The 20583-nt window shown below is 60.0% G+C and carries 18 protein-coding genes and 1 pseudogene; 8 read left to right on the forward strand and 11 right to left on the reverse strand.

Annotated elements, in window-relative coordinates:
* Positions 1–181 precede the first annotated feature (181 nt).
* Together QTA57_RS03200 and fnrL are read right to left on the reverse strand one after the other, a co-directional pair.
* The gene (locus tag QTA57_RS03200) at positions 182–871 is read right to left on the reverse strand and encodes an MOSC domain-containing protein (RefSeq protein WP_290153556.1); all 690 of its coding nucleotides are present in this window, start codon (positions 869–871) and stop codon (positions 182–184) included.
* A 154-nt stretch (positions 872–1025) separates the two neighbouring features.
* Positions 1026–1772: a transcriptional regulator FnrL gene (gene fnrL / locus QTA57_RS03205; protein WP_171557137.1), complete on the reverse strand. Its 747-nt coding sequence runs from the start codon at positions 1770–1772 to the stop codon at positions 1026–1028.
* A gap of 84 nt (positions 1773–1856) precedes the next feature.
* Between fnrL and hemN the strand changes: the two genes are divergently transcribed.
* A complete protein-coding gene (hemN, locus tag QTA57_RS03210) occupies positions 1857–3212 on the forward strand; it encodes an oxygen-independent coproporphyrinogen III oxidase (protein WP_290153558.1) in 1356 nt (451 codons plus the stop codon).
* A gap of 2 nt (positions 3213–3214) precedes the next feature.
* Here hemN and QTA57_RS03215 read toward each other — a convergent pair.
* From QTA57_RS03215 to QTA57_RS03235, 5 genes and pseudogenes are all read right to left on the reverse strand, one after another.
* Positions 3215–4817, reverse strand: a pseudogene (locus tag QTA57_RS03215) (ABC transporter ATP-binding protein).
* Entirely contained in the window at positions 4814–5998 is a 1185-nt protein-coding gene (locus QTA57_RS03220; protein ID WP_290153560.1) for an ABC transporter permease, read from the reverse strand. The pseudogene QTA57_RS03215 and the gene QTA57_RS03220 overlap by 4 nt, the downstream one beginning before the upstream one ends.
* A gap of 3 nt (positions 5999–6001) precedes the next feature.
* Positions 6002–7156: a microcin C ABC transporter permease YejB gene (locus QTA57_RS03225; protein WP_290153561.1), complete on the reverse strand. Its 1155-nt coding sequence runs from the start codon at positions 7154–7156 to the stop codon at positions 6002–6004.
* A gap of 6 nt (positions 7157–7162) precedes the next feature.
* On the reverse strand, positions 7163–8995 hold the full coding sequence (locus QTA57_RS03230; RefSeq protein WP_290153563.1) for an extracellular solute-binding protein: 1833 nt from the start codon (positions 8993–8995) through the stop codon (positions 7163–7165).
* A gap of 262 nt (positions 8996–9257) precedes the next feature.
* Entirely contained in the window at positions 9258–9779 is a 522-nt protein-coding gene (locus QTA57_RS03235; RefSeq protein WP_290153564.1) for a c-type cytochrome, read from the reverse strand.
* 108 nt (positions 9780–9887) lie between these two features.
* Between QTA57_RS03235 and QTA57_RS03240 the strand changes: the two genes are divergently transcribed.
* From QTA57_RS03240 to QTA57_RS03250, 3 genes are all read left to right on the forward strand, one after another.
* Complete coding sequence (locus QTA57_RS03240) at positions 9888–10718, forward strand: prephenate dehydratase (protein ID WP_145212828.1); 831 nt, start codon at positions 9888–9890, stop codon at positions 10716–10718.
* Positions 10719–10925: 207 nt separating this feature from the next.
* Positions 10926–11705 carry a penicillin-binding transpeptidase domain-containing protein gene (locus tag QTA57_RS03245; protein WP_290153567.1) on the forward strand — a complete coding sequence of 260 codons (780 nt, stop codon included), beginning with the start codon at positions 10926–10928 and terminating at the stop codon, positions 11703–11705.
* The gene (locus tag QTA57_RS03250) at positions 11702–12622 is read left to right on the forward strand and encodes a DMT family transporter (protein ID WP_290153569.1); all 921 of its coding nucleotides are present in this window, start codon (positions 11702–11704) and stop codon (positions 12620–12622) included. The genes QTA57_RS03245 and QTA57_RS03250 overlap by 4 nt, the downstream gene beginning before the upstream one ends.
* 65 nt (positions 12623–12687) lie before the next feature.
* Here the strand turns inward: QTA57_RS03250 and QTA57_RS03255 are convergent, their stop codons facing one another.
* Both QTA57_RS03255 and nudC read right to left on the reverse strand, forming a co-directional pair.
* On the reverse strand, positions 12688–13161 hold the full coding sequence (locus QTA57_RS03255) for an SRPBCC family protein (protein WP_290153571.1): 474 nt from the start codon (positions 13159–13161) through the stop codon (positions 12688–12690).
* Between the two features lie 48 nt (positions 13162–13209).
* Positions 13210–14181: an NAD(+) diphosphatase gene (nudC, locus tag QTA57_RS03260; RefSeq protein WP_290153573.1), complete on the reverse strand. Its 972-nt coding sequence runs from the start codon at positions 14179–14181 to the stop codon at positions 13210–13212.
* Between the two features lie 221 nt (positions 14182–14402).
* On the opposite strand from nudC, the gene QTA57_RS03265 reads away from it, so the two are divergent.
* The 4 genes from QTA57_RS03265 to QTA57_RS03280 all read left to right on the forward strand — a co-directional run bounded on the left by QTA57_RS03265 (position 14403) and on the right by QTA57_RS03280 (position 19134).
* A complete protein-coding gene (locus QTA57_RS03265) occupies positions 14403–16271 on the forward strand; it encodes a bifunctional 2',3'-cyclic-nucleotide 2'-phosphodiesterase/3'-nucleotidase (protein ID WP_290153574.1) in 1869 nt (622 codons plus the stop codon).
* Between the two features lie 179 nt (positions 16272–16450).
* Entirely contained in the window at positions 16451–17452 is a 1002-nt protein-coding gene (locus QTA57_RS03270; protein WP_171558551.1) for an ABC transporter substrate-binding protein, read from the forward strand.
* A 66-nt stretch (positions 17453–17518) separates the two neighbouring features.
* Positions 17519–18367 carry an ABC transporter ATP-binding protein gene (locus tag QTA57_RS03275; protein ID WP_290153576.1) on the forward strand — a complete coding sequence of 283 codons (849 nt, stop codon included), beginning with the start codon at positions 17519–17521 and terminating at the stop codon, positions 18365–18367.
* Positions 18364–19134, forward strand: a complete 771-nt coding sequence (locus QTA57_RS03280) for an ABC transporter permease (RefSeq protein WP_145212850.1) — start codon at positions 18364–18366, stop codon at positions 19132–19134. Before QTA57_RS03275 ends, QTA57_RS03280 begins: the two co-directional genes overlap by 4 nt.
* A gap of 34 nt (positions 19135–19168) precedes the next feature.
* Here QTA57_RS03280 and QTA57_RS03285 read toward each other — a convergent pair whose 3' ends face one another.
* Both QTA57_RS03285 and QTA57_RS03290 read right to left on the reverse strand, forming a co-directional pair.
* Positions 19169–20110, reverse strand: a complete 942-nt coding sequence (locus QTA57_RS03285; protein ID WP_290153577.1) for a TauD/TfdA family dioxygenase — start codon at positions 20108–20110, stop codon at positions 19169–19171.
* A complete protein-coding gene (locus tag QTA57_RS03290; RefSeq protein WP_290153578.1) occupies positions 20077–20280 on the reverse strand; it encodes a gamma-butyrobetaine hydroxylase-like domain-containing protein in 204 nt (67 codons plus the stop codon). Before QTA57_RS03290 ends, QTA57_RS03285 begins: the two co-directional genes overlap by 34 nt.
* Positions 20281–20583 lie beyond the last annotated feature (303 nt).

Raw genomic sequence — 20583 nt, forward strand, 5'->3', positions numbered from 1 at the left:
CGGCTCAATAGCCTGAACGCCCCTCTTTGTCGGCAGGGGCGTTCGAACATTTCATTCTCGTTTCGCTGAGGGCCTGCGTGGAGCCCTCATTTTCCACGCCTCATGGGTGCCTAAATAGATATCGCAACCTTCGAGAGAAGGACTGGGGCTTGTCTTGGGGTGGCCAAGCGTTTTCGTCGCATTAGCCGTTGAGGCGTTTGGAGGTGTCTTCGCCTCGGTCGCCCGCTGCCATCTTGGCAAAAGCGCTCCGCCAGCCCTCTGCCAATTCCGGCATATGCGCCAGGACCTCTGCATCCTGTGGCGAGACACGCCGCGTCAGGCGACCCAGCGTGACGCGTTTGACCGACCACCTTGGGTGCAGCCGTTCCAAAAGGCGCACCTCATCGCCCACCCCGGCGGTGCCGTTCTCCAGAACGCGATAGTACCAGCCCGTTCGCCCGCTTTTCGTGAAGAGCGCCGCCATGCGGGGATTAGTCGTGTGTTCCGCGACCTTCCAGCACGGCTGCCGCCCTTGGCTGATCTGGACGGTGGCCATACCCAATTTCAGGATATCTCCGATGCACACCGTTTCTTCGGTCATACCGCATGTCGAGATATTCTCGCCAAAAGCAGCAGGTCGTGTTCCCTCGGGGATCGCCCCTTCCGCGATCCAATCTGGATAGTGATCCGCTGCATAGTGATGGATGGCTTTGTCCCGCCCGCCGTGATGCACAAGATCGGCTTGGGCATCCTCGACAAATCCGTTTTCCTCGATGACACGCCGACCGGTTACCGCTGTTTTCCCAATAGCGGAAGGGTCGCGCCCCTCCCAACGGTTCTCGACTCTGCCGAAGAAGAGACCGTCTATTCGCGTGGTGAGATCATGTGCCATTGCGCCAACGCTCCTGAATGGGATTGAGCCGTTCCGCTGTTATTCATGCGCCGCGAAGCGCACTCAATCATGAAACCGATTGGGTCTGAAGGTTCGGCCTGCCCGCAATGCGGCTACCTGATGAATCCAAGCTTGTTTGGAGAGGCAAAAGCCGTCAGGCCAGCATCCCGCCATCAGCATCGTCGCCGGTTTCGTCCAGGAGGAGATCGAAATCGGGGATCGTGATGTGGCGTTTGCCTTCCAGGCGGATCACCTCGTCGCGCTTCAGCGCTGACATCTGGCGACTCACGGTTTCTAGCGTCAGGCCCAAGTAATCAGCCATCGCTTCGCGGGTGAGCGGCAGATCGAACGACACTTCGCCGGTCGATGGCAAATCCTTCAGGCTCGCATCGCGCCGCGCGATGATGCTCAAAAGGCTAGCGATCTTCTCCCGCGCGGTCTTCCGGCCCAGAAGCAGCATCCATTCCCGCGCCGCATCCAGTTCGTCCAGCGTCATCTCGAGAAGCCGCTGGCTGATATGCGGCGTATCGGCGATCAACTGCTGAAACGGGGTCCGGCGGAAGCAGCACATCAGCACATCGGTCGAGGCCACGACGTCATAAGGGGCCGTGTCGCGATTCGGGCGGCCGAGGAAATCACTGGGCAACAAAAGCCCCACCATCTGGCGACGCCCGTCTTCCATCGTTTGGGTCAGCGAGGCCACCCCTTCGACCACCGACGCCACGAAATCCATCTTGTCACCCGCCCAGACAATCGTCTGACCAGCTTCGTACTTCCGATAGTATTTTATGGACTCCAGATGATCCAACTCATCGGTTTCGCAGCGCGCGCAAACGGCCCGATGACGGATCGGGCAGTCGGCGCAATCTTGTTGTGGCAGGGCGAGCTGGCGATTGGTCATTTCTATCACCGGAATAGGAGTGGCTTGACCCCGCTTTGATCTCGATCAATTACAGGGGTGCTTACAACTCTTAGGTGTATAGCAATGGAGCATATGACGCAACTTCGCCGCCTGGGTCTGTTTGACTCAAAAGTGCCACGTTATACGAGTTACCCTCCGGCCACGAAGTTCTCGAACGACGTGTCTGCAAGGGATTTCGTAGACTGGATTGGTGCAATTCCGCCGGGATCGAAGATTTCGGCCTATGTGCATGTGCCGTTCTGCCGCAGGTTGTGTTGGTTCTGTGCGTGCCGGACTCAAGGGGTCCGGTCCGACGAACCGGTGATCGCCTATCTCGAATCGGTCAAATCGGAGATTGCGCTGCTGCGGGAGGTTCTGCCCGAGGGGGTGGAACTGGCCCGATTGCATTACGGCGGGGGCACCCCAACGCTGATGTCGCCGGCCATGCTGACGGACTTGACCGACGCGTTGACAGATGTCCTGCCGCTCGCCGATGGCGCGGAGTTCTCGGTTGAGATCGACCCCAATGAAATCGACGCGGCTCGGCTTGATGCACTTGCTGCTGCGGGGATGAATCGCGCCTCCATCGGGGTGCAGGATTTCAACAACGACATCCAACAGATTATCGGTCGCATTCAGAGCTATGATGTGACCCGCGATGCCGTGGAAATGCTGCGTGCGCGCGGCATCACCTCGCTCAATGCCGACATTCTTTTTGGCCTGCCCGACCAGAGTCAGGCCCGAATTTCCGAGACAGTTCAAATGCTTCTGTCTTTGGTTCCGGATCGCGTCGCGCTTTACGGCTATGCCCATGTGCCCTGGATGGCGAAACGCCAGGCGATGATCCCGACGGACACCCTGCCCTCGCCCGAGGAACGCCTTTCGCTCTTCGATACGGCGCGGCGACTCTTTATGTGGGATGGCTATGCCGAGATCGGGATCGACCATTTTGCCCGGCCCGGCGACGGGCTGGAAGTGGCCGCGCGTCAAGGGCGCTTGCGGCGGAATTTCCAGGGCTACACGGATGACACCTGCGATGTCTTGTTGGGCCTCGGCGCGTCCTCGATCTCGCGCTTCCCGCAAGGGTTTGCGCAGAACGACGCTGGCACCGCCGCCTATCAAAAAGCAGTACGTGCCGGTGAAATGGCGACCGGGCGCGGGCACGCGTTTAAGGGCGACGATATCCTGCGCGCGCGGATGATCGAGATGCTGATGTGCGATTTCCGAATCGACAGCGCAGAAATCAAAAACAACTTTGGGTTGAGCAGCGCGGAGCTGGATTCGATCTATGCCGGAGCGGTCAAAGCCTTCCCCGGCGTGGTGCGCCAAGACGCGACAGGTTTCTCGATTTTGCCCGAAGCCCGCCCCCTGACACGAATGATCGCGCGGGCATTTGACGCATACGAAATGCGCGCTGACGGGCACTCTTCGGCGATCTGATTTTAGGCCGCGCTACCCTCGGCATGAAGGTCAAATGCGGCCGCCAGAAGCGCGCGGGTGTAGTCGGATTTCGGCGCGTTGAAAATCTCGTCTCTGAGGCCGGCTTCGACGATGTCGCCCTGCTTCATCACGATGACCTTGTGGGCCAACGCGCGGACCACCTTCAGGTCGTGGGAGATGAAAAGATAAGCCAGCCCATGACGCCGCTGTAACTCGCGCAACAACTCGACGATTTGCACCTGCACGGTCATGTCGAGCGCAGATGTCGGTTCGTCCAACACCACCAGCTTCGGATTCAAGATCATCGCCCGGGCAATCGCGATCCGCTGCCGCTGCCCACCTGAGAATTCATGCGGGTAGCGATGCATCATCGCGGGATCGAGCCCGACCTCGTTCAAGATATCGGCCACCATCTGGCGCTTGTTCTGCCCCGGATCGGTGCCATGCACGCCTAGGCCTTCGGCCACGATCTGTTCCACCGTCATCCGCGGCGAAAGGGAGCCAAACGGATCCTGGAACACGATCTGCATATCGCGGCGGAGGGGGCGGAGCGCGCCGGATTTCCAGCCCTGCACATCCTGCCCCATGAAGACGACCGGCCCCTCGGACGAGATGAGCCGCATGATCGCGAGCGCCAGCGTGGTCTTGCCTGAGCCACTCTCCCCCACCACGCCAAGGGTTTCACCAGCGCGGACCGAAATCGACGCGGCATTGACCGCTTTCACATGGCCGACTGTGCGGCGCAATAAGCCCCGTTGGATCGGAAACCAGACTTTCAGATCATGCGTATTGACGATCTCGGGCGCATCCTCTGGCACCGGATCAGGTTCGCCCGTCGCCTCCGCGGCCAGGAGTTTGCGGGTATAGGGGTGCCGCGGGTTGTCAAAAATCTCAGCCGTGCGACCCGCCTCGACAATCTCGCCGCCCTGCATGACGCAAACCCGATCCGCGAAGCGGCGGACGATGCCCAGGTCATGGGTGATGAACAGCAAGCTCATACCCTCAGCCTCTTTCAGATCGGCCAGAAGTTCGAGAATCTGCGCTTGGATCGTCACATCAAGCGCCGTGGTCGGTTCATCAGCAATCAGCAGGTCCGGCCCGTTGGCGAGCGCCATGGCGATCATCACCCGCTGACGCTGACCGCCGGAGAGCTGGTGCGGATAGGCACCAAGCCGGGTTTCAGGGTCGGATCCCCACCTTGGTGAGCAATTCGATGACCCGTTGCCGCGCCGCCTCTCCGCGCAGGCCCTGATGCAGGCCAAGGCTTTCAGAGAGTTGCTTTTCCAACGTGTGGAGCGGGTTGAGCGAGGTCATCGGCTCCTGAAAGATAAAGCTGATGTCATTGCCACGCACATGGCGCAGCTCGCTCTCAGGCGCGCCGATCATCTCAGCCCCGCGATAACTTACCGAGCCCTCGATCTTGGCGCTATCGGGCAGGAGCGCGACAGTCGAAAGCGCGGTGACCGATTTGCCGGAGCCGGACTCACCCACCAGCGCGACGGTTTCGCCCTTCTCGATCGAGAAGCTGACCCCTTTCACCGCTTCGGTAGTGGCCCCGTCCTGGGTGAAGCTGACCTTGAGATTCTTGACATCGAGCACCCTCATTTGAACGTCTTTCTGGGGTCAAACGCATCGCGCACCCCCTCAAAGATGAAAACCAGAAGCGACAGCATGATCGCGAAGGAAAAGAAGGCCGTGAAGGCGAGCCAGGGCGCTTGCAGGTTGTTCTTTGCCTGTAGGGTCAGTTCACCCAGGGACGGCGCCGAGGACGGCAGGCCGAAACCGAGGAAATCGAGCGAGGCCAGCCCGCCGATCGTGCCGGTTACGATGAAGGGCAGCATGGTCAGCGTCGCCACCATCGCATTCGGCAGCACATGGCGGAACATGATCACGCGGTTCGACACGCCAAGCGCGCGGGCGGCGCGGATGTATTCGAAGTTCCGGGCGCGCAGGAATTCCGCGCGCACAACCCCCACCAGAGCCGTCCAGCCAAAGAGCACCATAAGAAAGACCAAGAGCCAGAAATTCATCGTGAAGATCGCGGCCACGATGATGATCACGAAGAGACTAGGCGTGTAGCCCCAAATCTCGATGATCCGTTGGAAGATCAGATCAAGCCAACCGCCGAAATAGCCCTGCACCGCACCTGCGGCGATGCCGATAAGCGAGGTCAGTGCCGTCACAATCAGCGCAAACATCACGCTCAACCGGAACGCATAGATGACCCGAGCAAGAACGTCGCGGGCGGTGTCATCGGTGCCCAGCCAATGATTGGCGTCCGGCGCGGCGGGGGCGGGCGTGCTGATCACATTGCTGATCGTGTTGTAGGAAAAGGGCACGAGTGGCCAGAGCATCCAGCCCCGGTCGATCTCTTCGCCATTCACGACCCCGTCTTCCTGAGCGTCAATAATCACCCCGTCGGGGTCGTCCCAACAGGCGTCCAACCCACCAGAGATGATCAGGCATTGCACCTCGGGGTCCCGATAGACCGGCTCGGTTCGGAAATCGCCGCCGAACTGGGTTTCGGGATAGAAGGTGAAAATGGGCGTATACAGCTCCCCTTGGAAGCTCACGAGGATCGGTTTGTCATTGGCAATCAACTCGGCGAAGAGCGACAGGCCGAAGAGCACGGTGAAGATCAGGAGCGACCAGAAGGCCCGGCCATTCGCCCGAAAGTTCCGCCAGCGGCGTTGATTGAGCGGCGACAGGCTGAGGAACCCTCTTTTAGGTTCGGGCAGCGCCGCATCCGCGGCGGGCGGGGTGATATCATCTTCGCGGAGAGCCATCTCTCAGGTCTCCCGCGTTTCGAAGTCAATGCGCGGGTCGATCCAGACATACATCAGATCAGAGAGCAGCCCGACAACGAGGCCGATGAGACCAAAGACAAAGAGCGTGCCGAAGATCACCGGGTAGTTCCGGCTGACCGCCGCCTCAAAACCCAGACGCCCCAACCCGTCGAGCGAGAAGATTGTCTCGATAATCACCGAGCCGCCGAAGAACACACTCACGAACACCGCCGGGAAACCCGCAATCACGATCAGCATCGCGTTGCGGAAGACGTGGCCATAGAGCACTCGGTTTTCCGCCAGCCCCTTGGCTTTGGCAGTCATCACATAGTGTTTCTTGATCTCATCCAGAAAGCTGTTCTTGGTCAGCAGCGTGAGCGTCGCGAAGGCCGAGATGGTTGAGGCCACGACCGGAAGGGCGATGTGCCAGAAATAGTCGAGAATGCGTTCCCACCAGGTAAGTGTGGCCCAAACATCGGAAGGGGATGTGAGGCCCCGAAGCGGGAAGATTTGCCAGTAGGACCCGCCCGCGAAGAGCACCAAAAGCAGGATCGCGAAGAGGAAGCCCGGGATCGCATAGGCCACGATGATGATGCCGCTGGTCCAGGTGTCGAACCGGGAGCCATCACTGACCGCTTTGCGGATGCCAAGCGGGATCGAGACGATATAGGCGATGAGCGTCGACCAGAGACCAAGCGTGATCGAAACGGGCAGTTTGTCGACCACAAGCTCCATCACGCTTTCGGAATGGAAAAAGCTGTCGCCGAAATCGAAGCGCATGTAATCCCAGAGCATCAGGAAGAAACGTTCGACAGCCGGGATACGTTCGGAGTTGCATTCCTCGGCATCCAGGTCGGGGATGCCGGTGAAGCCATCAGCGCAGACGATTCGGGCGAAGTTGAAGGAGATCTCCAACTCTTCCAGGAAGCGCGGCGGCACGCCTCGCGCGCCCTGATAGGCGCCTTCGATCTCAATCGGTCCGGCCTCGGACCCGCCGCCGGAGATAGTGGCGAAAACATCGCCCTCGCCTTCAAGCTGCGCCAGAACCTGATCTACCGGCCCACCGGGGACGAATTGCGTCAGCGCGAAGTTGATCACCATGATCCCAAAGAGTGTCGGGATCATCAGCAAAAGCCGTCTGAGGATATAAGGGCCCATCTTGGTTTAGAACGCGCCTGCTTCGCGCAAGGCCGCTTCCGCCTCGGCATCGACCCACCAGAAGTCGAGGAACCCGAGCGCAAAAGGCGGCAGTGGGTCGGGATACCGATAGATGTCGTAATAGGCGACCCAATGGGCATTGTTGAACCATTGCGGCACGCGGAAGCGCTCCCAACGTAGCACGCGGTCCAGAGCAGCAACGGATACGCTCAACTCTTCCCGCGTTTCCGCGTCGATCACATGCTCAACCAGCGCATCGATGGCCGGGTCGGCCAACCCGGCCGGATTGAACACCGATGTATTGGCGGTTTGGGAGCCGAAATACTGCCGCAGCGCCGCGCCCGGCTCATACGCCATCGGGATATGGTCGGTGATGATGTCGAAATCATACTCCCGCTCGCGCTGTGTCATCTGGGCGCTGTCTACACGGGTCAGACGCGCGTTGATGCCGATGGTGCGGAGATTTTCGACATAGGGGTTGATGAGCCGGTCAAACATCGGGCCGGAGTTCAAGAATTCCACATCCAGCGTCTGCCCGGCCTCATTGCGCACCATGCCGTCATCGCCAACGACCCAACCGGCCTCCTCCAGCAGGCCGATGGCGCGGCGTGCCTGACGACGATCGAGCGAACGGTCTGGGTTCGATGCCGGCAAGCTAAACGGCTCCTCGGTGAAGACCTCGGGCCGTAGCTGGTCGCGAAGCGGCTCCAGAAGCGCCAGTTCCGCCTCGCTTGGCAGGCCCTCGGCGACCAGATCGGTGTTTTGCCAGAAAGAGTCGTTCCACTCGTAGAGCCCGTAGAACAGAGTCTCATTGGTCCATGCGAAGTTGAACATCAGCGCGATGGCTTCGCGCACACGGGCATCTTGGAACTTTTCGCGGCGCAGATTGATGACGAAGCTCTGGCCCGATGAAATCGTCCCGTCGGGTAGCTCTGCTTTCACCACATGGCCGCGGTCGAGCGCCGGGAAATCATAAGACGTGGCCCAGTTGACCGAGCTGCTTTCTTGCCGGAACAGGTAGTTGCCTGCGGTAAACCCCTCGAAGGCCGCAACGGCATCTCCGTAATACTCAATGCGGATTCGATCGAAATTATGCCGCCCCTGATTGATTGGCAGGTCATTGCCCCAGTAATCGGGGTTGCGGCGGAACACGGTCCGTTGCCCCGATTCCACTTCATGCAGCACATAGGGCGCCGAGCCCGTCAACGGCTCCAGCCGCGCCTCGCTAAACCCGTATCCCGATGCGTCATGGCTGGCGCGCGAAAAGACTGGCAATCCACCGGCGGATTGGATCCGCCCGCGAAGCGGCGCCTCTGGATTGAAATCAAACCGGATGCGGCGATCGTCGAGCACTTCGGCACCAGCGATCGTTCGCCCAATGGACGCCCGGAAACTAGGCAGGCCCTCGTCACGCAGGATTTCATAGGAAAAGAGCGCGTCATCCGCCGTTATGGGGGTGCCATCCGAAAATGCAGCGCCTTCGCGAATCGTGAAGATCACGAAGGATCGATCTTCAGGATACGCGAGGGTTTCGCAGAGCAAGCAATAAGCCGACCCGATCTCATCCGCTGTACCTTCGAGCATCGATTCAAAGAAGATCGAAGAGAGTACCGCAGGGCGGCCTTCCCGCGTGAAGGGATGCAGAGAGTCGAACGATCCACCGGCAGATGACCAAGAAAACGACATTTCGCCGCCTTTGGGCGCGTCGGGATTGACGTAGTCCAGATGTTCGAAATCCGGCCCATAGCGCAGGTCGCCGAAGGTCGAGATACCATGCGTGACGATGAGGTCATCGTCCTGCGCGCGCGCCATGCCTGCCGCAAGCATGAGCAAAATCATTGGCAGCAAAAGCCAATACCTCGCGCTTGCGCTGCACGGTCGCAATACCGCCTGAGCCTCGGATTCGCGGTTGCGCATGACACCCTCCACTGCTGTTTTTCGGACTCTCTGGCCAATTATCTGGGCTATCTCACGTTACGGGCCATCCCCCGGACTCATCAAGTTGAGAAATCGTGAACAGATGTAGTTTTAGCCCGGTTCTACCGCTTCTGCATAAAAAAGACCGCCCGAAGGCGGCCTCTTTTAAGTCTTGTGCGTTAGATCAGTCGACCAGTGTCGCCAGATAGGCAATCAGATTGGCCCGGTCTTCCACGTCGCGCATGCCGTTATAGGCCATGGCTGTGCCCGGCGCATATTCGCGCGGGTTGGCGATGAAGTCCGAGATATTCTCGGGCGTCCAATCGCCGGTCGTGGCAAGAAGCCCGTCGGAATACCCAAACCCTTCTGCGGTATGCTTCGCGCGGTTCACCACGCCGTGCAGCGATGGGCCAACGCCATTGCGACCGGCCTCATCGGAATGACAAGCGGAGCATTGGCGCCACAGACGCTCACCCGCGCCAGCATCGGCCGCGGCATAGACATCGGCAAAGGCCACCTCGACCACCTCTTCGGCGGGTTCGTCGCTTTCTTCGCCCGTATCGATCACATAGCCCGCGCGATGCTCTTCATCATGGGTCCCGCCCACGGAATAGAGCCCGTCGGCGGCCCAGCCCCCAAGCAGGAAGATCAAGAGCGCGGCGCAAAGAGAGCCGCCTACCTTGGTGATGGTCATTGTGTCAAACATAGTTGTCCCGTTCTCTCACCTGAGCTTGCGCGCTATCTATCGGCTTTCCCAGGGGGCTTTCAAGGTGTAGGGAGCGCGACAAAACACCATCGGGAAAGAAATTCGCCCATGACATCGCGTATCGCCTTCCAGGGAGAACCCGGCGCCTATTCGCATCAGGCCTGTCACGAGGCCCGCCCAGCGATGGAGGCTTTGCCCTGTCCGACCTTTGAAGATGCCATCGAAGCGGTCCGGGATGGACGCGCCGATATGGCGATGCTGCCGGTGGAAAACTCCACTTATGGACGGGTCGCGGATATTCATCATCTGCTGCCCGATAGCGGGTTGCATATTGTCGATGAAGCCTTTGTGCGGGTGCATATCAACCTGTTGGCGGTACCCGGCGCGACGCTTTCAGATGTGAAAAGCGCGCAGAGCCATACGGTGCTTCTGGGTCAGTGCCGGGATTTTCTGCGCGAATATGGGATTCGCGGCCAGGTTGGCGCAGACACTGCGGGATCTGCGAAGATCATCGCCGAACGCGGCGACAAAACGCAGGCGGCGCTGGCCTCGGAACTCGCCGGAGAGATTTATGGGCTAGATGTGCTCGCCCGTCATATCGAAGACCATGATCGCAACACCACGCGTTTTCTGCTGATGTCGCGAGAGGCGGATATGACCCGCCGCGCCGATCACATGATGACAAGTTTCGTATTCCGGGTCCGCAACATCCCGGCGGCCCTCTATAAAGCGATGGGTGGGTTCGCGACCAATGGCGTGAACATGACCAAGCTGGAAAGCTACATGGTCGGCGGCTCCTTCACCGCCACGCAGTTTTATGCCGATGTCGAAGGCCACCCCGAGGATCGCAATGTGCAGTTGGCATTGGAAGAATTGGGGTATTTCACGACCAATTTGCACATCCTCGGCACCTATCCCGCCGACCGCGCGCGGGACTAACTGCCGTCGATCAAAACTTCTGAGGTGAAACCTAACTCCAAGCCCGGATGCGCATTGGCATCCCGGCGCAGGTCGGTTACGAGTGCCTGTGTGGATCTATCCGCGCAGTTTCCAACCTAGTCGGATTTGGCAGAGATGGCGATGCGTGCCTTTTTGAACTCTTTGATTACTATGGGCTTTCTGTGTATCGCGACAGTCTTCGCGAGTATGGCGGCCGCACAAGTGGACATTCTCAGGGGACCGCTCTCAGACGAGATCGGCGATCGCGAGGTGGCCTTTCTCGCCCGCGATCTGGAGACAGGTATCGAGTATGTGCTGACCGGTAGCGACCTGAACACTCGCCATGCGCCTTGGTCCACATTCAAAATCCCCAATCTGCTGATCGCTTTGGAAACAGGCGTCGCGGCGTCGCTTGATCACGCGTACCCTTGGGATCAAGATCGCCGCCCCGCCGCAGGATACTGGCCGCGAGACTGGCGCCAGGATCAAACCTTGCGCAGCGCGTTTCGAGACTCAGCTGTTTGGGTCTTTCAAGACATTGCCCTGGATGTCGGGGTTCGCGAATACCGCCAACGGCTTGGCGAATGGGGATATGGTAACGCCAGTGTTCCAGATGGCTCCGACGGCTTTTGGCTTGGCGGGCCGCTCATGGTGTCGGTGAGGGAGCAGGTGGACTTTCTCGACCGGTTTTTCATGGGCACGCTGGCTCTATCGGGCGCAAGTGCCAACGCGCTGATCGAGGCCAGCCATTTCGCCCAGTTCGGCACCGCGACTTTGCATGGAAAGACAGGAGCGGGCGCGACCTCCAGCAATGGATTTAGTGGAGAATTTGAAGGCTGGTACACCGGTTTCGTCCTTCGGGAGAATGCCGAACCGGTGGTGTTTTCGCTCTACACCCGCGCGCGCAGCTTTTCTGCCCTTCAGCATTTCCGGCAAGATTTTGCGATCCGCCTGCTACAGGAAGCTGAACTTCTGCCCGGATCATGACGCCGTTTCGCGGCATTGCGCTCAAGATCGCGTCGGTCTGCGTCTTCATGACGATGGCGAGCCTGATCAAATCGGTATCTGACACGGTGCCCGCGGGCCAAGCCGTGTTCTTCCGCTCAATCTGCGCGCTGCCGGTGATTGTCGCCTGGCTGCTCTATCGCCAAGAACTGCATATTGGACTCAAAACGCAGAATCCTATGGGGCATGTCTGGCGCGGGCTGGTCGGCACGATGGCAATGGGGCTTGGTTTTGCGGGCTTGGGTCTCTTGCCGCTGCCCGAGGTGACCGCGATCGGCTATGCCGCGCCGCTTCTGGTGGTGATTTTCGCCGCGATGTTCTTGGGGGAGGAGGTCCGCGCCTTTCGGCTCAGTGTCGTGGCGCTTGGATTGGTCGGGGTTCTGATCGTGCTCTCCCCACGGCTGCAAGTCGGGGTGAGCGGTGCCGATACGCGGGAGACACTGGGGGCAGTCGTCGTTCTGATGGGCGCGATTTGCGCCGCGCTGGCGCAAGTCTTTGTGCGCAAACTGGTGCAGACCGAGGGCACCGCAGCGATTGTGTTTTGGTTTTCGGTCACGGCCAGCACCTTGTCGCTCCTGACGATCCCCTGGGGCTGGGTGATGCCGAGCCCAGTGCAGATCGTCATGTTGGTTCTTGCCGGGCTTTTGGGCGGGTTTGGACAGATCTTGCTCACGTCGAGCTATCGGCATGCCGATGCCTCATTGATCGCGCCATTTGAATACACATCCATGCTGCTGGCGCTCGGCGTCGGGTATCTGATCTTCGACGAGGTGCCGACATTGACCATGCTCGGCGGGGCCGTGATCATCATTCTGGCAGGTGTTTTGATTATCTGGCGCGAGCGGCAATTGGGTATGGCAAGGGCAAGACAGCGTAAGGCAATGACGCCGCAAGGTTGAGCCGTGCGCCCGGACTAGCCAGACAAGAGCCGCCCAGTCGCCACATTTGACGAACCTGCCAAGCCTCAGCCGCGCGCCGCTTGTCGCCATGCCGCGGCCGTCTGATTGCCCTGCCGCATCAAGTTTCTGGTCATGCGCCGCACGACGCGCCCGCGGGCCAATTTCAAGGTTTGGATGATCAGTCGCGCGGTCAACGTGCGCGGCTTCAAATCCAGCTCCGTCGCCACCCGCGTCACATCGGGCGAAAGGGCGATGAAGGCCATTTGATAGACCGCCTCCATCCCGCCAACCGTGATGTCGACCTTCGCACTCTCATCCGGGACCAGCTCGGCCAGTTCGGCTTCGATCTTGCGCTTCTTACCGCGCACTTGAACGGCCCCACGCCATTGCACGCCCTCGGCGATCCGGGTCCAATTACCGACACGCCGCAGGTCCGCGCCCCGGCGCTTAACATCCGCCTCGAATTGGGAGAAATCGGTCATCCGTTCAAACACGAACCCGATGGGGGCGTCGACATCTTCGGCCACTTTGAACTTCATGTCTCGACTGTCCTCATCAATACCCGGGTCTTGCGGCGCAATTTCGGTTCAATCCAACCGATCCGCAAGCCAGTTTTCCAATAGGAAATGCGCGATCGCGCCCTTCCGGGCTGGCAAGATTTTCGTGTGTCGGCCTGCAAAAACCTCGGTCAGCTCTTCCCGGCTGAGCCATAAAGCGTCTTCGATTTCAACTGGGTCGACCGTAATCGCGCGGGTGCGCGCCTCGCCGCGACATCCGAACATAAGCGATGCCGGATAGGGCCAAGGTTGGCTGGCCAGATAGGTGACCGGCCCAACATCGACCTGCGTTTCCTCCAAGACCTCCCGGCGCACCGCCGCCTCCAAGGTCTCGCCAGGCTCCACAAACCCGGCAAGCAGCGAGTACATGCCTTCGGGCCAGCCCGGCGACCGGCCCAACAAGACGTCATTGCCATGCGTAATCAGCATAATCACGACTGGGTCGGTGCGCGGGAAGTGCCGCCCGCCACAGGTAGCGCAGACCCGCTGCCACCCACCTTGATCGGCCACACTCTCAGCACCGCAGCGCGAGCAGAACCGATGGGTGCGGTGCCAATCAAGCACAGCCTTGGCCGTTGCCGACAGCTCGGCATCGCGCGCACTCAGCCAGGTCATCGCACCGCGCAACTCACGAAAGAGCGCTTCGTTCGGCGCGGCCGGGTGGGCCTGAAGCGTCGGATCCAGAAACGCGCCGATTTGCGCTTCATCGACGTCAACCGGCGTCCAGGCAGAGATATCCGCCGCGAAGCGCAATTGCCCGTCGTCACGCCCCAAAAACACCCGAACAGGCGCAGCCTCGGCAAGAACCGGGTGGTCATTTGGCAGCCAGACCAAGGTGGCCTGCCCCGCCTCGCCCCGCATAAGCGGCTTGCCGCGCCAGAGCGGCAAGACCAGACCGGCCTGGCTTTCCAACGCCTCATCAAGCATCGCCGCATCTCCACGCAGTTCCGCCGCACGATCAAGACCCGAGCCGCCAAAGGTCACGGTTTCCGCGAGTTTCATTACCTGTATGCCTTCCTGCCACTTCGGTGCCTGTAACCCGGTATGGCAGGAATGTCGCAGACCGAAAAGGAGGCGGCGCAAAGACGCAGATTTATCCACAGAACCTCTGGCTCCGTCCAAAAGCGCGCGATATAATTGGTGTCTCGTCTCACGTTAAGACTATGCTCGGCGCTCGGGGAAAGGGTCGTTCTATGGGTGCTGATGCCAGTTTGGAGTCAGGGGTGCTTAGCAGCCTCAGCTTGCGCATTTTAGCGACAAGCGATCTCCATGCGAACCTGCATCCTTATAACTACTACACCGATCAACCACAGAATCGGGGCGGCTTGGTGCGTGCCGGTGGCGTAATCGCAAGCCTGCGCCGCGCCGCTGAAAACTGCCTTTTGGTTGATAACGGCGATACGTTACAAGGCACGCCGCTTGGCGATTTCGCCGCGCGATCTCAATGCGCGAACGGACGACCGCACCCAATGGTTGCCGCAATGAACGCGCTTAACTATGACGCGATGGCATTGGGCAATCACGACTTCAACTATGGGTTGGAGTTCCTGCAAGCCGCCCTCGCAGGTGCGTCTTTTCCAGCTGTTTTGGCCAATATCAAACGGGTCGATGGCGAAAGCTTTGTGCCGCCTTGGGTCATTCTTGATCGTGATATGCAGGATATGTCCGGCAGATCGCGCCGATTGCGCATCGGTGTCATCGGCTTTGCGCCGCCGCAAACCCTGATGTGGGACAGATATCTGTTAGAAGGCAAGCTGGAGGCGGAAGACATTCTCACAGCCGCGCGCCGGGAAGTACGCGCGGTGCGCGAGGCCGGGGCGGATCTCGTCATCCTCTTAAGCCATAGCGGGTTGGGGCCAACGGAGGAGCATCCGCAGATGGAAAATGCGGTTGTACCTCTGGCCCAACTCGATGGCGTTGACGCCGTGATTGCAGGGCACACGCATGAACTCTTTCCGGCGCCGCACAACGCCGCGCCGGATTGGCTGGACCCGGATGCGGGGACGATCCATGGCACACCGGTCGTGCAACCAGGTGCCGAAGGATCGCATCTTGGGGTGATCGACCTGACGTTGTCAGAGATTGACCGAGATTGCTGGCGCGTCAGCAACGCCAGAGGCCAGTTGATCCGTATCGCCCCGCCAACGACTGCTGCGGACTCAACTTGCAAGGTGCCAGAGATCGAGAGTTGCCCCGATGTCATACGGGCCACCGCCGAAGACCATATCGCCACACTAGGATTCATCCGTCGCCGGGTTGGCGAAACCCTGGTGCCGTTGGAGACCTATTTTGCCCTTCTCGCCAACTCTGCCGCCGTTCAGGTGATTGCCGACGCGCAGCGCGATTTTGCGGGGCAGATACTCCGCGGGCATAAGCTTGCACACCTACCGCTCTTGTCCGCCGCCGCTCCCTTCAAAGCGGGCGGTCGCGGCGGCCCTGTGAATTATACCGATATTCCCAAAGGTCCTCTGGCGATCAAGAACGCCGCTGACCTTTATGTCTACCCGAACATGGTCGCGATCCTAAAAGCCACCGGCGCACAGGTGCGCGATTGGCTAGAACGGGCGGCCTGCGCATTTCATCAGATACGGCCCGACGAGCCGCAACAACCTCTGATCGACCATCGCTTTGCGGGATACAATTTCGATGTGCTCGACGGGTTGACCTATGCGATCGATGTGACCGTCCCTGCGCGTTACAGCGCTGATGGAGAAGAGGAATATGAAACCCCCGGGCGCATCCGCGATTTGCGCCATAACGGGCAGCTTGTGACCGAAGATCAGGAGTTTTTGGTCGTCACAAACAGTTATCGGGCCAGTGGCGGCGGGCATTTCAAAGCCCCTGCAGATGCGGAGCAAATCTGGCTAGAGCGCCTCTCGGTCCGCGATGTTTTGGTTCGGTATTTCACCACCTATGATCGGCTCTCCGCTGTCACAAACCCGACGTGGCGCTTTGCCGACGCAGGCGGCATCCGCGCAATTGCCGAGATCGGGCCCGGTGCTTTGGCCTATCCAGACCGGATCAATGAGTTTGGATTGGAGTATCTGGGAGTTGCCGAAACCGGCTTTGCCCGGTTTGCCATGACGCTGTAATCTCGGCAGATCACCCGTTGGCTGCCAAATAATCCGTCGACATGCTTGTTTTTTGGGCAAAGCTTAGGGCAACCTATGCTGCGGGGCGCGCGCAGATTGACCCTCGCCGTTGTCCTGCCTGAGTTAACGGGGTCAATGATCGCTGCCACCAAGAGGAGAGACCGCCCGTGAAAACCCGAATGATTGCCACCTGCGCCGCCGCCATTGTCGCGGCGACCCCGCTGGCTGCTGAAACCGATATCGCCTTCGCGCTGGATTGGCGCTTTGAAGGCCCGTCTGCCCCCTATTTCCTTGCCATTGATAACGGCCATTTCGCCGCGCAAGATTTGTCGGTTGAGATCACTGCCGGCCAAGGCTCGCTCGATGCGATCCCGAAAGTGGCGTCTGGTTCCTTCCCACTGGGCTTTGCCGATATCAACTCACTGGTGCGGTTTCTCGACACCAACCCGGGCGCGCCGGTCACCGCCGTGATGATGACCTATGACAGCCCGCCATTTTCCATCGTCGGCCGGGTCAGCCAAGGCATTTCCGGCATCGAAGACCTGGAAGGCTCGACCCTTGGCGCCCCACCGCCCGACGGCGCTTGGGCGCAGTTCCCGATCTTGGCCGAGGTGAACGGGATCGACGTCTCTACAATCACTGTGGAGCCCGTGGGCTTCCCGACGCGTGAGCCGATGCTGGCCGAGGGCAATGTGGATTCGGTGACCGGGTTCAACTTCTCGTCGTATTTGTCGCTGGCACGTCTCGGCATTCCCGAAGATGACATCACCACCATCCTTTTCGCCGATCACGGCGTTGAGCTTTATGGCAACGCGATCATCGTCAATACCGATTTCGCCGAAGCCAACCCGGATGTCGTGACCAGCTTCCTGACCGCGGTCGCGCAGGGTTGGTCGGACGCCATTGCCGACCCCGCCGCGGGGGCCGCCGCCGTTATCGCGCGCAACCCGGCCGGCGATGTGGAGTTGGAAACCCGGCGTCTGCAATTGGCCATCGACAGCAACGTGTTGACCGACACGGTTGTCGAAAACGGCATGGGCTATGTGGATCAAGACCGTCTGGCCCGCGCACTGGAGCAGATGACCTTGGTCTATGAGTTCCAGAATGCACCCGATGCGGCGCTCTATTTCACCGATGCATATCTGCCCGAGAGCGATGTGTTGATGGTTGCGCCAGAGTAATCGGCCAAACGCCCTATCCCATGCGGGCCGGATACCCCCGGCCCGCATTTCTGACGAAAGCCCCCAATGACATCTTCTTCCCAAATCGAGCTGCGTGAGGTGACCCACGCGTATCGTACCGCCGCTGGCCCGCTACCGGTTTTGGACCGGCTCACGCTGCAAATGCCGAAAGACAGCTTCACGGCTGTTGTGGGGCCCTCTGGCTGCGGGAAGTCGACGCTGACCCGTTTGGTCTCGGGCCTGATGCGGCCCAATGAGGGGGAAGTCTGGCTCGCCAATCAGAAAGTGACCTCGCCCCGGCCCACGGTTGGCATGGCCTTTCAGAACCCGGTTTTGCTGGAATGGCGCACGATTTTGCAGAATGTGATGCTGCCGCTGGAGATCATCAAAAGCAAAATGACCAAGGCCGAGGGGCTGGAGCGGGCTCGGCATCTACTTGAACTGGTCGGGCTGACGGGGTTTGAAGAAAAACGCCCCTCGGAGCTGTCCGGCGGGATGCGCCAACGGGCCTCGCTCTGCCGCTCGCTGATCCATCGACCCGAGGTCCTGATTTTGGATGAGCCTTTTGGCGCACTGGACGCGTTCACTCGCGAAGACCTCTGGTGCACGATGCATGATCTGCGGGAAGAGGAACCGTTCACCTGCCTGTTGATCACCCATGATCTGCGGGAAAGCGTGTTCCTCGCCGATCAAGTGGTCGTTCTCTCCGGTCGTCCGGCACATGCGCAATTTGTGTTGGATGTGGATATCGAGGGCAAGCGCACATTGGATGACCTCTACACACCCAAAGCGGTCGAAATGCTGGCCGTCTTGCGCCACCAAATTCAGGTTGCGCAAGGCCGCGCCAGTAGCCCGGATGAGCCCTTGGCCGAACACGCGCCCGCCGCATCGGCAAAAGAGGGGATCGTGCAATGAGCCGCGAAACCGTTCGCAAAATCGCCTCGCCGGTTCTGTTCATCGTCGCCGTTTTGGCGATCTGGGAATGGCTGGTTTGGGTCTATCAACTGCCCGATTTCCGCATGGCCTCCCCCTCGGATCTCTTGCCGAAATTCTGGCAGTTCCGCGATCTGTTCCTGGTGAAAAGCTGGGAAACGCTTTGGCGCACTGTCGCGGGCCTCGGCATCGCCGTGGTGTTCGGAACACTGGTCGGGATGATCATGGGCTTCTCGCGGGTCGCCCGCGAGGGTCTTTATCCGCTTTTGGTCGGTTTCAATGCGATCCCGAAAGCGACTGTTGTGCCAATTGTCGCACTGATCTTTGTCGGCCAGCACGATTTCAACACGATCCTGATTGCCTTCATGATCTCGTTCTTTCCAATCGCCGTGTCGGTTTCGATTGGACTGTCAACGCTGGAGCCGGAATATCGTGACATCCTGCGCTCGCTTGGCGCCTCGAATTTCACGATCTTCTGGAAGATTGCACTACCCAAAACGCTGCCGGAGTTCTTCGGGGCGCTCAAAGTCGCGGTCACGCTGGCCTTTATCGGCACCAACCTGATGGAAATTGTCTCGCCACACGGGCGCGGCCTGGGGGATCTCTTCGATAGCGGGCGGATCAACGCAGACTATCCGCTGATGTTTGCGGTGCTCTTCGCCTTGGCCGCGCTTGGGATTTTCCTCTTCTACATCGTGGTTTTCCTGGAACGCATCTTCGCCGGTTGGGCCGAACGCGCTCCAGGTTAAGGAGCCGGGAAACACATGTTTCCCGGCGCGTATTTCACGTCCGCGCAAGCACCCGAAGCCGGGCGTCGAACTCACCGCGATCCACGTAACAGCCTTGCAGATGCCGGAACCCAGTCGAGGGGTCGAATGCCTCCCGACCATGCAGGACTCGGCGATTGTCAAACACGACCATTTCCCCTGCTTGCAGTTTGAGCGTCACCTGGAATGCCGGGTCCCGCGTGCGCTGCATAAACGCCCGGTAGGCACGGTAGTAAGGCACCATCAAACCCGGCTCCATATCGAAGACACCGGCCAGATGGGCATTCCAGCGCAACTCAATCACCACACCAGACGGATCCAACGTGATCACCGGACGGTGGATCCGCAGATCGGTCTCTCCATCATGGAACCGGAATGGGATAGCGATGGTCGAGAGCAGATCGAATGCATCCGGATCGTTTTGTCGGAGGTCTTCGGCCATCGCATAGCCATCGGCGAAAAGCGATCCGCCGCCCTCGGCCTCATTGGCGATGCAATGGAGGAACTGATAGCCGGGCGGCACTTCCTGGTTCGGCAAATCGGTGTGGAGCGGCAGCGCCACCGCTGTATAGGCCAGATTGTTCGGGTCCGGCTTGTTCACCACCTCGAAATCGACACCGAAATTGGTGCGCCGCAAGAAGCCGATCCGCTCAGCCAGCGCGCGACCCGCACCGGATGCCGCTGCGACGCCTTCGACGATGCTGATCCCATATCGCCCGGTATCCCGCATCCACGCCGCGAGCACTTCATCAGATCCGGCAATCGCGTCGGCTTGATGCCGCGGGATGCCGTCAGCCCCAAGATCGCTCCGCCAAACAATCGGTGGTGCGGCAGCCGGGTCTTCCGGCGGTTGGCCGGGGCGGAAGGCTTGCAACCAGGTCAGGGGGAATCGGCTCTGATGCGCCTCGCTGCCCCAGATCAGGTTCAGATCCGGTCCGGCGAGCTCTGCCGTGGCCACCACGGGGCCTCCGGCATCTGGGTCAAATCTGCCATCCGTTCTTGCGTGTCCGGATGCAGGCCCGAGGGGCAATTGTCTCGCAGCCAGATATAGGGGTAGTCCGCTGTGCCGCCATCGGGCCAGCTCAGGCTCAGCGCATCCGCGCCAAGCGTTACGTTTACGTTTGTCATGTCTGTCTTTCCTTGATCGGTGTTGCAAAAATCCGGTCAGGAAACGGCAGGGGGCGGCCACCATTCTTGCGGTTTGCCATAGGGCACACCCGGCAACCGATTGGAACTCCAACAATTGGCGAGAAGCACCATCATAAGCGCGCCACTCCGAAGGTGTCGGATTGCGCGAGATCGGCCGTGGTTGACGCCGCGATCGGATCAACATCACCGATACCGGCCGCTCCGCGGCCCTGGCGCAATCGCCGGTCAACGACATTTCGACTGCGGCGCACATCTCTGAGGCGCATGGTTCGCTCCCTTCGC

Source organism: Fontisubflavum oceani (genome assembly GCF_030407165.1).
Lineage (GTDB): Bacteria > Pseudomonadota > Alphaproteobacteria > Rhodobacterales > Rhodobacteraceae > Rhodophyticola > Rhodophyticola oceani.